Source organism: Bosea beijingensis (assembly GCF_030758975.1).
GTDB lineage: Bacteria > Pseudomonadota > Alphaproteobacteria > Rhizobiales > Beijerinckiaceae > Allobosea > Allobosea beijingensis.
In genome coordinates this window covers 1,331,501-1,346,838 of sequence record NZ_CP132359.1, presented here as the reverse complement: position 1 = coordinate 1,346,838, position 15,338 = coordinate 1,331,501, and the positions used below count along the sequence as shown (strand labels likewise).

Sequence of the window (15,338 nt, the reverse complement as noted above, 5' to 3'; positions counted from 1 at the left end):
GTGACTGCACCAACCGCCCTGCGCGCCTTGCGCGGCCGTCTGCTCTGGTTCGTCGATGACCCGCAAACGGCAGGTGAAGCCGCGCATCGCTATGTCGAGGATGGTTTGCTCGTCATCGAGAACGGGCTGGTCAAGGCGGCGGGCGAGGCGCGGGAGTTGCTGCGGACGCTGCCGGTCGATGCCGAAATCGTCGACCATCGTCCGCATCTGATCATGCCGGGCTTCATCGACGCCCATATCCACATGCCGCAGACGCAGGTCGTCGCCTCCTATGGCGCTCAGCTCATGGAATGGCTGAACAAATACACCTTCGTCGAGGAGCAGAAGCTGGCGCAGCAGGGCCATGCCGAGAAGCTCTCGCGCTTCTTCCTCGACGAGTTGCTGGCTAATGGCACCACGACGGCGGCGGTCTATTGCTCGGTGCATCCGAAATCGGCCGAAGCGTTCTTCTCCGAGTCGCAGCGTCGTAACACCCGCATGATCGCCGGCAAGGTGATGATGGATCGCAACGCGCCGGAGGCACTGACCGATACGGCGGAGAGCGGCTATCGCGATTCGAAGGCGTTGATCGCCCGCTGGCACGGCAAGGGCCGGCAGCTCTATGCGATCACCCCGCGCTTCGCGATCACCTCGACGCCGGAGCAGATGGCGGCGGCCGGGCGGCTGGCGGCCGAGCACCCCGACTGCCATGTCCAGACCCATATCGACGAGAACCGGGCCGAGATCGCCTTCGCTCGCGAGCTTTACCCGGAAGCCGCTGATTACGCCGATATCTACCGGCGCTACGGCCTGCTCGGCGCCAGGAGCCTGATGGGTCACTGCATCCACATGACCCATGACGAATGGCAGGCCTTCGCCGAGACCGGCGCGGTCGCGGTGTTCTGCCCGACCTCGAACCTTTTCCTCGGCTCAGGGCTGTTCGACTGGGCCCATGCCCGGCAGCGCGGGGTGAAGGTCGCGGTTGCGACAGATATCGGCGGAGGCACCTCCTATTCGATGCTCCGGACGATGGCCGAGGCCTACAAGGTGTTGCAGCTTCAAGGGCAAAGCCTGTCAGCTTTGGAAGCCCTGCATGCGATCACGCGCGGCAATGCAGTGGCGCTCGGTCTCGATCATCTGATCGGGAGCTTCGAGCCCGGGCGCGAGGCGGATGTCGTGGTGCTCGATACGGGGGCGACGCGGGCGATGGCGCATCGCATGGATACGGTTCGCGATCTCGCGGAGGAGCTTTTCGTGCTCGTCACGCTCGGCGACGAGCGCAACGTTGCTGCGACCTATGTGATGGGGGAGCGGGTGGGGCTGTAGCCCCAATCCACCACATCAAGAGATCCCGGGCGTAGCGAAGCGAAGACCCGGAATCCATGCTGGAACGGTTCAGGCATGGATCCCGGATCGGCGCGGCTGCACCGCTTGTCCGGGATGATTCGCGTGGGTATCAGCCCAGCACGCCGCCCTTGCGGGCGTAGTCGATATAGATCTCGCGCAGGCGCAGCGCGGTCGGGCCGGGGGCCCCGTTATGGATCGTGTGGCCGTCGATCGTGGTCACCGGCATGACGAGGCTGGTCGCGGAGGTGATGAAGGCCTCCTCGGCGTCGAGCGCCTCTTCCAGCGTGAACTCGCGCTCCTCGAAGCTGAAGCCGGATTCCGCGAGATAGGCCAGCACGGCCTTGCGGGTGATGCCCGGCAGCACCTTGTTGGAGAGCGGGCGCGAGATCAGGGTCTTGCCCTTGACGATCCAGGCGGTGGACGAGGCGCCCTCCGTCACCACGCCGTCCTCGGTGAGCCAGGCCTCCTGCGCACCGCTTTCCAGCGCGAACTGCTTGGCGAGGACGGGGGCGAGCAGGTTGACGCTCTTGATGTCGCGGCGGGCCCAGCGCAGGTCCGGCGTCGAGACGACCTTGATGCCGGTCTTGGCGCCCGGCGCGTTCACGAAGTTGCGGGCCTGGGTAAACATCACCAGCGTGGGCTGGATATCCTTCGGGAAGGGGAAATCGCGATCGGAGGCGCCGCGCGAAACCTGCAGGTAGATGCCACCCTCGTCGAGCTTGTTGCGCTTGATCAGCTCCTCGTGGATCGCGACGAGCTCGGCCTTCGACCAGGGCAGGCCAAGGCGGATTTCGCCGCAGGAGCGCTCGAGCCGGGCGAGATGCGCCTCGCAATCGACGAGCTTGCCGCCGATCACCGCCGAAACCTCGTAAATGCCGTCGCCGAAAATGAAGCCGCGGTCGAAAACGGAGATCTTGGCCTCTTCCTCGGGAAGATAGGCGCCATTGACGTAGACGATGCGGCTCATCGATGCGGACTCGCTGATTGGAAGGGAACGCCAGCCCTTCCTAGCGAAGCTTGGCGCCGGTTGCGAGCCTCAAGGCGGGGAAACGGCCCGGCGTCTGGTGCAGGGCCGGCCTTCAGGCCTTCAGGCCCAGGAAGCGCGTCGGGATCGCGCCGCGCAGGTTCTGCTCGAAGCCGGTGAGCTTCGGCGAGACCAGGTTCTTGGTCGAGTAGTGCATCACCGGAATCCAGGGCTGGTCGCGGATGACGATGCTGTCGGCCTCGCGCAGGACCGCGGCGCGCCGGGCGAGGTCGAGCTCCTCGGTCGCGAGCTTCATCAGCGCGTCGAATTGCGGATTCCTGTACTTGCCGATGTTGAAGCCGGCATTGTCGCTCTCGAACAGGAACAGGAAGTTCTGCGGGTCGGAATAGTCGCCGACCCAGCCGTAGCGCGCGACGTCGAAATCGCCGCCGTCGCGCAGATAGGCGAAATGCGTGCGGAAATCCGTCTCGACGAAGCGGGTCTCGACGCCGATGGCGCGCCACTGCTCGGCGATCGCCTCGGCCGTGTGGCGATTGTTGTCGGTGGTGTTGAAGCGGAACTCGACCTGGAGCGGCACGCTGCCGAACCCGGCCGAGGCGAGCAGGCGTTTCGCTTCGTCCTCGCGCTCCAGGATCGAGGCATGGCGGAAATCGAGTTCGGCCCGCTCGCCATAATTGCCGATGTGCGGGGGAATCACGCCATAGGCCGGCAGCATCGTGCCGCCCCAGATCCGGTCGGCGATGAATTCGCGATCGATCTGCAAGGAGAGCGCGCGCCTGACGCGCTCGTCGTCGAAGGGCGGCTTGGCGCTGTTGATGATCAGGAAATAGGTCGCGAGATAGGGGCCGATCTGGACCTGGTCGCCGAGCTTTTCCTTCAGGCTCTTGAACTGGTCGGCTGGGATGTCGGTGGTGAGGTGCAGTTCCCCAGCCTGGAAGCGCCGCGCAGCGGCTGCGAGGTCGGAGGCCGGATAGAAGATCACGGTATCGATCTTCACTGAGCCTGCCGCGTGGAAATGTGGATTGCGGTCGAGCCGGATATGCGAGTTCGGCGCCAGCTCCTTGAGCATATAGGGGCCGTTGGTGATCCAGTTCTCCGGTCGTGCCGGTTCTTGCGCGGCCCTGGCCACGCTGGCCGGATGCACCGGCAGGGCGCTCTGATGGGTCAGGAGTTCGAGCAGGTAGGGCGTCGGCTGCTCCAGAGCGATCTCCAGCGTGCTCTCGTCGGGCGCGGTGACGCCGAGCGCTTCGAGCGAGGAACCGGCCGCAGCCTTGTGGATCGCTTCGGCATTGCGGATCGGGAAGAGCAGGTTGGCGTATTTCGCGCCGGTCTCGGGATTGACGATGCGCCGGAAGGAATAGACGAAGTCCGAGGCCTTGACCGGGTCGCCATTGGACCATTTCGCGGTGCCGCGCAGCTTGAAGCGCCAGCTTTTGCCGTCCGGGCTCATCGTCCAGCTCTCGGCGACGCCGGGCGCGACCTCGCCCTTCATGTCGTGGATGACGAGGCCCTCGCGCAGGTCGCGCAGCAGATGCGCTTCCGCGACGGTCGAGGTCTTGTGCGGATCGAGCGTCTCGGGATCGCCGTCATTGCCGCGATGGAATACGATGCGGCCCTGCGCGGTGGCAGCGCGGGTCGCGGCCAGGATGGCGGCGAAGGCCAAAGGGGCATGGCGGCGCGTGACGTCGAGCATGGCAACCTCCCTGAGCCGGGCGTCGTTGCGAGCGATGCCCGACTTCAGGGGGAGTAGACCCTGTCGCGTTGAGTCTGCCAAGCGCGAAAGCGACGGCGTGGCCGTGGTTTTCGCTGCTCGCTTGTCAGGAGTTGGCTACAGGTTCACTTGCCGGCCGCTGCCGCAGCGCTCTCCTGCGCTTCGACCACCGCGACGGCGGTCATGTTGACCACGCCACGCGCCGTCACCGAGCCGGTGAGGATATGCGCGGGCTTGGCCGTGCCGATCAGGATCGGGCCGACCGGCAGGGCATCGGCCATCACCTTGGCGAACTGGTAGGAGATGTTGGCCGCGTCGAGATTGGGGAAGATCAGGACATTCGCCATCTCCTTCAGCGTCGAGGAGGGCAGCACGCGTTCGCGGATCAACGGGACGAGGGCGGTGTCGGCCTCCATCTCGCCGTCGCATTCCAGATGCGGCGCGCGCTCGCGGATCAGCTTCAGCGCCTTGCGCATCTTGAGCGAGGAGGGCGTGTCGGCCGCGCCGAAATCGGAATGCGAGAGGAGGGCGATCTTCGGATCGATGCCGAAGCGCTGGACATGGTCGGCCGCGAGCACGGTCATGTCGGCGATCTCCTCCGCCGTCGGATCGTGCTTCACATGGGTGTCCGACAGGAAGAAGGCGCCCTTGTTGGTGATGATCAGGGTCATCGACGCGAGATCGCCGACGCCTGGCGCTAGGCCGATGATGTCCTTGATGTGCCGCAGGCGCGACATGAACCGGCCTTCGAGGCCCGAGATCATCGCATCGGCATCGCCGCGCGCCACGGCGAGTGCTGCGATCACGGTGTTGTTGGTACGTACCAGCGCGCGTGCCGCCTCGGGCGTGATGCCGCGCCGGCCAGCAATGTCGAGATAGGTCTGGACGTAGTCGCGATAGCGCGGGTCGTCCTCGGGATTGACCACCTCGAAATCGACGCCGGGCTTGAGCGTGAGGCCGAAGCGCTGGATGCGCGTCTCGATCACGCTCGGGCGGCCGATCAGGATCGGAACCGCTAGCCCTTCCTCCAGCGCGACCTGGGCGGCGCGCAGCACGCGCTCGTCCTCGCCCTCCGCATAGATCACGCGCTTCGGATCGGCCTTGGCCTTCTGGAACAGCGGCTTCATCAGGAAGCCGGAGCGGAAGACGAAGCGCGAGAGCTGCTCGCGATAGGCTTCGACATCGACCAGCGGCTTGCGGGCAACCCCGGTCACCATCGCGGCCTCGGCGACGGCCGGGGCGATGCGCATGATCAGGCGCGGATCGAACGGGTTCGGGATCAGCGAGGTCGCGCCAAAGGTCGAGGCCTCGCCGCCATAGGCGCGGGCCGCGATGTCGGAGGTCGCCTCGCGGGCGAGCGAGGCGATGGCGCGTACCGCGGCGAGCTTCATCGCCTCGTTGATCGTCGTCGCCTGCACGTCGAGCGCGCCGCGGAAGATATAGGGGAAGCAGAGGACGTTGTTGACCTGGTTCGGATAGTCCGAGCGGCCGGTGCAGATCATCGCGTCGGGGCGGACGGCGAGCGCGTCTTCCGGCGTGATCTCGGGATTGGGGTTGGCGAGCGCCAGGATCAGCGGCCTCTGTGCCATCTGCTTGGCCATCTCGGGCTTGAGCACGCCGGCAGCGGAGAGGCCGAGGAAGATGTCGGCGCCGCCGATGATGTCGCTGAGCGTGCGGGCATCGGTCTCCTGCGCATAGACCTCCTTCCAGCGGTCCATCAGGGTGTTGCGGCCCTTGTAGACCACGCCGTCGATGTCGCTGATCCAGATGTTCTGGCGACTGGCGCCGAGCTCGACCAGCAGGTTGGTGCAGGCGAGAGCGGCAGCGCCCGCGCCGGAGACGACGATCTTGACGTCGGCGATCTTCTTGCCCGCGAGGTCGAGCCCGTTCAGGACGGCGGCGCCGACGATGATCGCCGTGCCGTGCTGGTCGTCATGGAAGACCGGGATCTTCATCCGGGCCTTGAGCTGCTCCTCGATCTCGAAGCACTCCGGGCCCTTGATGTCTTCAAGGTTGATGCCGCCGAAGGTCGGCTCCAGCGCCGCGACGACCTCGACGAATTTCTCGATGTTCTTCTGCTCGACCTCGATATCGAAGCAGTCGATGCCGGCGAATTTCTTGAAGAGGACGGCCTTGCCCTCCATCACCGGCTTGGAGGCGAGCGGGCCGATATCGCCAAGGCCGAGCACGGCCGTGCCGTTGGTGATGACGGCGACGAGGTTCTGGCGCGAGGTCAGCTCGGCGGCTTCGGAGGGATCGTCGACGATCGCCTCGCAGGCGGCCGCGACGCCGGGCGAATAGGCGAGCGCGAGGTCGCGCTGGTTGCCCAGCGGCTTGGTCGCCTGGATCTCGAGCTTACCGGGCCGGGGCTGGCGATGGTAGACGAGCGCGCCCGAGCGCAGATCGGTGGAGAGCGTGCTTTTCATGGCGCGAGGATCCCTGCAGTCCGAAGGATGCTGGTCGCGCGAAAGCCCCCATGCCGTCAAGCCGTCGGGGCGCTGCTAGCAGTTTCGCCGGGGCGGAAAGGGTGGCGCAGGCGCAATCTTGAATCAATTTGGCAAGACGTTGAATCGGCATGCGAGAATTCGCATGCAAGCGCCGGAAACGATTCGACAAATTCCGGCGCCGTCGACGCGGGGGGTCAGAACGCCTTGAAGGTGATGATCGTGTGGGTGTCGGCGATCTCGGGGATCGACTGCACCTTCTGCGCGACGAAATGGCCGATATCGACATCGGCCGCGACGTGGAACTTGGCCAGGATGTCGTAATTGCCGGCGGTCGAGTAGATCTCGGAGGCGATCTCGCGATCGGCCAGTTCGCTGGCGACCTCGTAGGTCTTGCCGAGCTTGCATTTGATCTCGACGAAGAAGGTCTGCATGGCGCGCTCCGAAACTCTCTCGGTCTGGATAAGGCATCGGCCCGAAAAGTGGAATGCGGTTTTCGGTAAAGGCCGATGCCCAAAGAAAGAATGATCTTAGAAGGGCCGAGATCAAGCGCCGGCGAGCGCGGCGATGCGCCGTGTCATCGCATTCTGCGGATCGGTCAGCCCGGCGATCACGGTGAAATGGTTGGCGCCGGGGATTTCCTCATAGCGCGTCGTCACCCCCTCCAGCCCCCAGACGTCGACGAGCCGGCGGCTCTGCCGGTGATATTCGTCACTCTCGGCGCCACCGACGACCGCATCCATGGTCAGGCGTGAGGGCGCCGGCCAGAACAGCGGGCTTTCCAGCTCCGCTGCGGCCAGGTCGAGATTCAGCGCCTTGTTGATGCTGGTCTCGACGAGGGGCTTCAGATTGTAGAGGCCGGAGATGCCATAGGCGGCCGGCACGAGCTGGTCCGGCAGGTCGGGGTCGACATTCTTCCAGTCGGTGGCGAGCGTGCAGGCGCTGAGATGGCCGCCGGCCGAGTGCCCGGTCGCGACCACCGGCAGGCCGAAGCGCCGCCAGAGCGCGGCAGCCGCCTGCTGCAATTCCCAGACGACATGGCCGAGATGGACCTGCGGGCAGAGATCGTAGCCGACGATTGCGACCGGCAGGCCGAGCCGGTTCAGCCCGCGCGCCATATGCGAGAAATAGCTGCGGTCGAGCGCCTGCCAGTAACCGCCATGGATGAACATCACCAGCGCGTTGCCGCGGATCGTTTCGGGCTTGAACAGGTCATAGGCCTGGCGCGCGCCCTCGCCATAGGAGACGTCCAGCTCGGACAGCGCTTCACTGCGATAGGCGGCGGCATCCACCTGCCAGCCGGCGATGATGCCGGGATGCTCCGGCACGCGGGCGCGGTTGTTGTACTCGGTCTCGTAGTCCGGCGACATCGGTCTTCCATCGCTGAAGGGCGTGGCTTGGCTGGGCCGCACCGTGGCAGCCCGGCGCCTTTCGCGCCAGCGCTTTTGACAGGACCCCGCTGCGGCGCCAAAAGGCGGCAAGCCCTCACGAATGGGCAATGGAGGTCGCCATGGAAAATCCCGTTCTCGCCGAGGTCACGCGCGGCAATGTCGTCGAATCGCGCCATCGCGGCGCGGCGATCGTCGTCGATGCCGATGGCGGCGTGGTTTTCTCGGCCGGCGATGTCGAGCGCCCGGTCTTCCCGCGTTCGGCCGTCAAGGCGATCCAGGGCCTGCCGCTGATCGAGAGCGGCGCCGCTGATCGCTACGGGCTGACCGAGGCCGAGATCGCGCTCGCCGTCTCCTCGCATTCCGGCGAACCGCTTCATGCCGAAACCTCGCTCGCGATGCTGCGCAAGGCCGGCCGCGATGCCGGTTGCCTCGAATGCGGTGCGCATTGGCCGTCGAACGATCTCGTCTCTCGCGCCCTGGCGAAGTCGGGCGCCCTCAACAACAACTGCTCCGGCAAGCATGCCGGCTTCGTCTGCCTGTCCTGCAACATGGATGAGGACCCGGCGGGCTACGTGAAGGCGAGCCATCCCGTGCAGCAGGCCGTGCGCGGCGCGCTGGAGGCCGTGACCGGCGCGGTCCATAGCCCAGACCGGATGGGCACGGACGGCTGCTCGATCCCGTCCTACGCCGTGCCGCTCTCGGCGCTGGCGCTGGGCTTCGCCCGGCTCGGCACCGGCCGCGGCTTCGGGCCGGAGCGGGCGAAGGCGGCGGCGCGCATCCGGGCGGCTGCGGCGGCCCATCCTTTCATGGTCGCCGGTACGGGCCGCTACGACACGCGCCTGATGGACCTGCTCGGCGCGCGCGCCTTCACCAAGACCGGGGCCGAGGGCGTCTATTGCGCTGCCTTGCCGGAACTGGGCTACGGCATCGCCCTGAAATGCGATGACGGTGCCGGCCGTGCCGCCGAGGTCGCGCTCGGCGCCCTGATCGCGCGCTTCCTGCCGATGGACGATGCCACGCAGGCCGCGTTTGCGCCGCTGCGCGAGACCGTGCTGAAGAACTGGAACGGCATCGAGGTCGGCCGCATCCGCGCGCCCGCCGCCTGAACCGGGCTCAACGCACGGCGTTGTTCGCGACCACGACCCCCGAGGCCCTCGCATCGGAGGCCTTCGTCAGGTCGCCGGTGACGGGCTTGCCGTATTCGGTGCCGATTACGGCGCCGTCGCGGGCCTCTGAGATGACGTTGTTGGCGATCAGCGCATTGCGCTCCTTCGGCACCAGCGAGACCGAGATGCCGATCCCGGTCTTGCGGATGACGTTGCCGGTGGCGGCGAGATTGCGCATGGCCCAGGACCAGCCGAGCGCGATGCCGATATCGCTGGCCTCCTCGATGACGTTGCCGGTCACCGCGGCTTCCGCCTCGACATGGATGGCGTAGCCGCCGACCGGTTCCTTGCTGTAGGGCACGGCCTTGCGCGTCGTCCGGCGGATGAGGTTGTTGGCGCAGACCGCCATGCGCCCGCCCTGGTCGAGATTGGTGATCGAGACGCCCGAGACGCAATCCTCGATATGGTTGTTGGCGATGATCGCGCCCTCGAAGGCGAATTCGCTGTAGATCGCGACCTCGCCGCAGCGGCGCCCCTGATTGCCGAGCATCTGGACGCCCGCGCCTGAATTGTTGCGGATGAAGGTCAGCGCGCAGTCGCGGATCTGATTGCCCTCGATGATGACGCCGCCGGCGCGGAAGACGCTGATGCCGTTGCCGTTCTGGCCGCTGCCACCGGCATCGGTGCGGATGCGCATGACATGGTTGCCGCGCACGATCGAGCCGTCGTCGCCCGGCTGGTTGCGCCAGATCTGGATGCCGTTATTGCCGCAATCCTCGATCCGGTTCTGCTCGACCGCGAGGCCTTTCGAATCGATCGCGAACAAGGCGGCATCCCGCATGTTGCGGAAGCGGCTCGCTGTGACCCGCCCGCCGCAGCGGTCGAGCGTCAGTCCCACTGAGCCAGCCTTGGCAAAGGCGCAGTCGGAGACGACGAGTTCACCGACATTCTCGGCCGCCAGCAGGCCGCCGCGCTGGGTGGCGGGAATGTCGAGCCCGTCGAAGCTCAGGCCGGAAAGCTCCGCCCGGCCGGTATTGCGGGCGATCAGCACGGGCTGGCCGTTGGCGGTGACGAGATGCGTTTCGCCGGGTACGCCGACGATCCGTGCATTCTCGGGCAGGGCGACGCCGCCGATCCGGTAGCGGCCGGGCGGGAGCAGCAGCGGGGCGCCACGCGCGGATGCCTGCTTCAGGGCTGCCAGGAGCTGCCGCGACTGATCTTCGGCTGCCCCGGGGCGCAGGCCGAGCTGGCCGGCATCGAGCCCGAGATGGCCGAGCGGGCCGGCCCCCGCGCCGCGCGATTGGGCATGGGCGGGCAGAGCGGCCGCGGTCGTGCCGAAAAGGCCCATTGCCAGCACGTTGCGTCGGGAAAGCGCCATGGAAGCTCCTGCTCCGCCGGCGGGGATCAAGCCGCGTGCCAGCTTCATCTGTGCCGATCTGAAACCGACGCTCCCGGTGCGGGGCCTACAACCCGAGAGCCCGCGCGATCTCGTCGGCGGCCGATGTCGGGGACAGGCGGCCGGCCGCGACCGCCGCTTCCAGCTCAGGCGTGCGGGCCTTGAGGGTAGGGTCGTGCCGCAGCTTCGCCTGCAAGCGATCCTGCACCATCGCCCACATCCATTTCACGTCCTGCTTGCGGCGCTTCTCGGCGATCAAGCCCTTGGCCTCGAAGCGGGCGCGATGCTCTTCGACCTTGGCCCAGAGGGCATCGAGGCCGAGCCCGGTCAGCCCCGAGATCGTCACGACAGGCGTGCTCCACAGCGACGAAGCCGGGGCCAGGATGTGCAGCGCGGCCTTGTACTGGGCCGCCGCCGCGCGGGCCGGCGTCGCGCCGTCGCCATCGGCCTTGTTGACCGCGATCATGTCGGCGAGCTCGATGATGCCCTTCTTGATGCCCTGCAATTCGTCGCCGGCATTGGGCAGCATCAGCACCAGGAAGAAATCGGTGAGGTCGGCGACGGCGGTCTCCGACTGGCCGACGCCGACCGTCTCGACCAGGATCACGTCGAAGCCGGCGGCCTCGCAGAGCAGCATGGTCTCGCGCGTCTTGGCCGCGACGCCGCCGAGCGTGCCCGAGGAGGGGGAGGGGCGGATATAGGCGTATGGATCGACCGCGAGCCGGGCCATCCGCGTCTTGTCGCCGAGGATCGAGCCGCCGGTCCGGGTCGAGGAGGGATCGACCGCGAGCACCGCGACCTTGTGGCCTTTCCCCGTCAGATAGGTGCCCAGCGCATCGATTGTGGTCGACTTGCCGACGCCGGGAACACCGGTGATGCCGACCCGGATGGCGCGTCCGGTATGGGGAAGCAATCGCTGGATCAGCGCCTGCGCCTGCTCGCGATGGTCGGAGCGCCGCGATTCCGCCAGCGTGATTGCGCGCGCCAAAGCCGCACGTTCGCCGGCGAGGATTGCATCGCCGAGCGGATCGGCTGGAGAGCTGCTGTCGACCATGCCGCCAGTTAGCAAGTCGACGGCGCAGGCGACAAGGCATCGCGGCGCTCACTTGCTTCATCACTGTGTCATGTGCGCATCTTGTGAATTCGCCGTTGCGGTGAGACGACTTGGCGATGATGTGCGTGGCGATGCGGCTTCGTGTTTTCCTGCTGGCCCTTTTTCTGCCGCTGGCGCTCGCGGCCTGTGGCACGCCGCGCGTGTTGGAACTGAGCCAGGCCCCGAAGGCGGAGGTCGCAGGGACCGTTCAGATTTACGTCGCGACGACGCGCGAGGCCTCGGCGCAGCCGGTCTATTTCAGCGGCGAGCGCGGGCCCAAGCTCTCCTTCGCCCGCCTCGACATCACCGTGCCGCTTACCCACAAGTCCGGCAATCTGGAGCTGCCCGATTCAGGGCCGGGTGACCCGGCGAAGCATTTCACCGCGACCAATCTACAGAAGCTTGACCTTGCGCCGATCGTCTCCGACGTGCGCAAGGAGTTGCAGCGGCGGCCAGCCTCCCAGCGCGACGTCCTGGTCTTCGTCCACGGCTACAACACCAACTTTGCAGACGCAGCCTATCGCTTCGCCCAGATCGTCTATGATTCCGGCTTCAAGGGCGTGCCGGTGCTGTTCACCTGGCCGTCGCGCGGACAGTTGCTGGCCTATCCCTATGATCGCGAGAGCGCCTTCTATTCCCGCGACTTCCTCGAATTGAACCTGCGCGCCATCGCCCGCGACCTCGGCCCGTCGCGCATGGACATCCTCGCCCATTCCATGGGTACGCTCCTGACGCTGGAGACGCTGCGTCAGGCCGCGATCCGCGGCGACGGCGCCTTCGGCGGCAAGCTGCGCGACGTCATGCTGGCGGCGCCCGATGTCGATCTCGACGTGTTCAGGACGCAGATGCGCGCGATCCGCCGGCCGATAACCGTCTTCGTTTCGGCCGACGACAGGGCGCTCGATTTCTCCCGGCGCTTCGCCGGTGACAAGACGCGATTGGGCGCGGTGTCGAGCAAGGATACCGAGACGATCGCGGAGCTGGAGAAGCTCGGCGTGCGGCTGATCGACCTGTCCGAGGTCTCCTCCGGCGACAGCCTCAACCACGCGAAATTCGCGTCGTCGCCGAAGGTCGTGCAGCTCATCGGCCAGAGGCTGCAGCAGGACAAGGGCATTGGATTCGCCGGGCCGCAATTCGGCGACCGGCTTGGCGATGTCGCCGGCGGCGTCGTGGGCACGGTCGGCTCGACCGTCGGGCTCGTCGTCACCGCGCCGATCCAGATCATTTCCGGCGCCGCGCAGTGATGTCACCCCGGCGCAACGCTGCGCCCGCTTCGGATCGGAAGCGGGCCGTTCGCCCCATTCTGGCCGCCTTGACCTGCCTTTAGAGGTCCGGCTGCCAGCTCGGCCCCTCATAATCTGACCGGATACCTGTCTCCATGCCCGTTACAAGGCGCGCCTTTTCTTGCCGTTCGCTGGCCCTCGCCGCGTTTCTGCCGCTCGGGCTCGCCGCCTGCGCGCAGAGCGAGGCCAGCGTGTCGCCCTTCTCCGAGCCCGAGCGGGCCGATACCTCTGCGCTCGGCAAGGACCCGCGCCTGCTCGTGATGACGACGCGCCGGTCGACCGGCAACGCCGTGCCCTATTTCAATACTGATCGCGGCCCGCTGACTTTCGCCGAGGCCAGGCTGTCACCGCCCGGGCGCGGCATCTCGGGCCGCGTCTCCTCGGCGGTGAGCGGCGACTGGGCCGTTCTCGGGATCTCGCGCGAGACCTCGGGGGACGCGGCACGCGCCTTCTCGGAGGCCGTGAACGGGCGCGATGTGCTGCTCTATATCCACGGCTTCAACGAGACCTTCGAGACCGCCGCGCGCAGCGCCGGCCAGCTCTCGCATTCGCTGGAATTCCAGGGCCGCACCGCCCTGTTCACCTGGCCCTCCGGCGGCAAGCTGTTCGATTATGCCTATGACCGGGAAAGCGCGCTCTGGTCGCGCGATGGCTTCGTCCAGTCGCTGCAGGCGCTCGTCGCCAATCCGACCGTCGGCCGCATCCATATCGTCGCTCATTCCATGGGCACCTTCCTGACGCTGGAAGGCCTGCGCGAATTGCGCGATGCCCAGGAGATCTACGCTCGGATCGGCTCGGTCGTGCTGGCCTCGCCCGATATCGACATCGATGCTTTCGAGCAGACGGTGAAGAAGCTCGGCCCGCTCGCCCAGCGTATGACCGTGATCATCGATCCCGGTGACCGGGCGCTGGCCGTCTCCGCGCGCATCGCCGGCGGCGTCGCGCGTGCCGGCGCGGCGGATCGCTCGCGGCTGGAGGCTTTGGGCGTCAGGGTCGCCGATACCTCCGGCCGGGGCTGGAGCATGCTGCGTCACGATCTCTTCCTCTCCAACAGCGAGGTCACGCAGGTCGTGCGCCGGGCCATGGACCGCGGCGGCTAGGAGACAAGGCGAATGAAGCGGCTTGGCAGGGGAGCGGTGGTCGTCGCATGGGCGCTGGGCCTCGGCCTGTCCGCCGCCTCTGCCGAAACGCCGGCGCTTTTCGCCGGGAGCGGCTCGTCCGAGGGCAGTTATGCCGACCCGTTGCCCGCTACCGTCGCGGTTTCGAGCTATGCGCCACCCGCCTGCGCTGGCAAGCCCTGCCCGCTATTGATCGCGATCCACGGAATGGGCCGCAACGCCAAGGGCGCGCGCGATGCCTGGAAGGCGGCTGCCGACCAGGCCGGTTTCCTGGTTCTGGCGCCACGCTTCGACAAGGAGCAGTTTTCCAGCCGCCGTTTCCAGCAGGGCGACGTGCGCGGCGAGCCTGACAAGGCGAAGTGGACCTTTGGCCTGATCGAGAGGCTGTTCGACGCCGCTCGCGCCAGTGGCCGTGTTGCCGGCGACAGCTATACGATCTTCGGGCATTCGGCGGGCGCCCAGTTCGTGCATCGCATGATCATGCTCATGCCGGAGGCGCGCATCGCGACGGCGGCCGTGGCGAATGCCGGCTACTACACGCTGCCGGCTCTGACCGGTGAACGCGCCTATCCGTATTCGCTCAAGGGCACGCCTGCTGCCGATGCCACACTGGCGCGTGCCCTCGCCAAGCCGATGCTGGTCATGCTCGGCGATCAGGACACCGATCCCAACCACCACCAGCTCAACAAGTCCCGCGGTGCCGAGGAGCAGGGGCCGACCCGCTTCGCCCGCGGAGAGCACTTCATGACCGCGGCCATGGAGGAAGCGCGCCGTCTCGGCGTAACGCTGCGCTGGCGCGAAATCGTCGTGCCCGGCGTGGCGCATCAGCAGAGCGGCATGGCCAAGGCAGCGGCGGCCGAGCTGTTCGGCACCCGCTGACGGCCTTCAGACCGGTGGCAGGCCGGAGCGCTTCTTGATCGTCGCCAGCGCGAAATTGGATTCGACCGACTGGATGCATTTCAATCGCGTCGCCTTCTGCTTCAGGAAGCGCTCATAACCCTCGATGCCGTCGGTGACGACGCGCAGCAGGTAGTCCTGCGAGCCCGTCATCAGATAGCACTCGGCGACCTCGCTCCAGCTTTCGACGGCCTTCTCGAACTCGGCGATCTGCTCCTGGTTCTGCTGGGTCAGCCGCACCGAGACGAAGACGCTGAAGGGCAGGCCATAGGCCTTGGGGTCGACGACGGCCGTATAGCCCTGGATGACGCCGGTCTCCTCCAGCCGCTTCAGGCGCCTGAGGCAGGGCGTCGGCGACAGCCCGACGCGCTGCGACAGGTCCTGGTTGGTGATGCGCCCGTCCTCGCGCAGTACGGCGAGAATCCGGCGGTCGATGCTGTCGAGCACGATATGCTCCACCTGGAATGAAATTGAGCAGAAAGCTGCTAAAGCCATAGTAGGATGATGCTGATCGGCCAAGCAATGGCGCCGTGATGGGAATAATCTGGTGGCAGAAACCGGCCTGCGTCGCAGGATCGCAAGGGAGAC

At 66.8% G+C, this 15,338-nt stretch carries 13 protein-coding genes; 5 read left to right on the top strand and 8 right to left on the bottom strand.

Features of this window, described 5'->3' with window-relative positions; translation table 11 throughout:
• Positions 1–1,305 (top strand): guanine deaminase, encoded by a 1,305-nt coding sequence (gene guaD / locus Q9235_RS06595; protein WP_306226020.1) that lies wholly within the window; start codon positions 1–3, stop codon positions 1,303–1,305.
• Positions 1,306–1,435: 130 nt separating this feature from the next.
• On the opposite strand, the gene Q9235_RS06590 is transcribed toward guaD, so the two are convergent.
• From Q9235_RS06590 to Q9235_RS06570, 5 genes are all read right to left on the bottom strand, one after another.
• Entirely contained in the window at positions 1,436–2,293 is an 858-nt protein-coding gene (locus Q9235_RS06590; protein WP_306226019.1) for a D-amino-acid transaminase, read from the bottom strand.
• Positions 2,294–2,405: 112 nt separating this feature from the next.
• A complete protein-coding gene (locus Q9235_RS06585; protein ID WP_306226018.1) occupies positions 2,406–4,004 on the bottom strand; it encodes a peptide ABC transporter substrate-binding protein in 1,599 nt (532 codons plus the stop codon).
• A 143-nt stretch (positions 4,005–4,147) separates the two neighbouring features.
• The gene (locus Q9235_RS06580) at positions 4,148–6,448 is read right to left on the bottom strand and encodes an NADP-dependent malic enzyme (RefSeq protein WP_306226017.1); all 2,301 of its coding nucleotides are present in this window, start codon (positions 6,446–6,448) and stop codon (positions 4,148–4,150) included.
• A 215-nt stretch (positions 6,449–6,663) separates the two neighbouring features.
• On the bottom strand, positions 6,664–6,900 hold the full coding sequence (locus Q9235_RS06575; RefSeq protein ID WP_038361355.1) for an Lrp/AsnC ligand binding domain-containing protein: 237 nt from the start codon (positions 6,898–6,900) through the stop codon (positions 6,664–6,666).
• Positions 6,901–7,011: 111 nt separating this feature from the next.
• Positions 7,012–7,836, bottom strand: coding sequence for an alpha/beta hydrolase (locus Q9235_RS06570; protein WP_306226016.1), 825 nt, complete (start codon positions 7,834–7,836; stop codon positions 7,012–7,014).
• A gap of 140 nt (positions 7,837–7,976) precedes the next feature.
• Between Q9235_RS06570 and Q9235_RS06565 the strand changes: the two genes are divergently transcribed.
• The gene (locus tag Q9235_RS06565; RefSeq protein ID WP_306226015.1) at positions 7,977–8,963 is read left to right on the top strand and encodes an asparaginase; all 987 of its coding nucleotides are present in this window, start codon (positions 7,977–7,979) and stop codon (positions 8,961–8,963) included.
• A 7-nt stretch (positions 8,964–8,970) separates the two neighbouring features.
• Here Q9235_RS06565 and Q9235_RS06560 read toward each other — a convergent pair whose 3' ends face one another.
• Together Q9235_RS06560 and meaB are read right to left on the bottom strand one after the other, a co-directional pair.
• Positions 8,971–10,341 (bottom strand): TIGR03808 family TAT-translocated repetitive protein, encoded by a 1,371-nt coding sequence (locus tag Q9235_RS06560; protein WP_306226014.1) that lies wholly within the window; start codon positions 10,339–10,341, stop codon positions 8,971–8,973.
• Positions 10,342–10,426: 85 nt separating this feature from the next.
• Complete coding sequence (meaB, locus tag Q9235_RS06555) at positions 10,427–11,413, bottom strand: methylmalonyl Co-A mutase-associated GTPase MeaB (RefSeq protein ID WP_306226013.1); 987 nt, start codon at positions 11,411–11,413, stop codon at positions 10,427–10,429.
• A 131-nt stretch (positions 11,414–11,544) separates the two neighbouring features.
• Between meaB and Q9235_RS06550 the strand changes: the two genes are divergently transcribed.
• From Q9235_RS06550 to Q9235_RS06540, 3 genes are all read left to right on the top strand, one after another.
• Complete coding sequence (locus Q9235_RS06550) at positions 11,545–12,696, top strand: alpha/beta hydrolase (protein ID WP_306226012.1); 1,152 nt, start codon at positions 11,545–11,547, stop codon at positions 12,694–12,696.
• A gap of 134 nt (positions 12,697–12,830) precedes the next feature.
• Positions 12,831–13,835, top strand: coding sequence for an alpha/beta hydrolase (locus tag Q9235_RS06545; protein ID WP_306226011.1), 1,005 nt, complete (start codon positions 12,831–12,833; stop codon positions 13,833–13,835).
• Positions 13,836–13,847: 12 nt separating this feature from the next.
• Positions 13,848–14,732: an alpha/beta hydrolase family protein gene (locus Q9235_RS06540; RefSeq protein WP_306226010.1), complete on the top strand. Its 885-nt coding sequence runs from the start codon at positions 13,848–13,850 to the stop codon at positions 14,730–14,732.
• Between the two features lie 6 nt (positions 14,733–14,738).
• Here Q9235_RS06540 and Q9235_RS06535 read toward each other — a convergent pair whose 3' ends face one another.
• Positions 14,739–15,209 (bottom strand): Lrp/AsnC family transcriptional regulator, encoded by a 471-nt coding sequence (locus Q9235_RS06535; RefSeq protein WP_377846710.1) that lies wholly within the window; start codon positions 15,207–15,209, stop codon positions 14,739–14,741.
• Positions 15,210–15,338 lie beyond the last annotated feature (129 nt).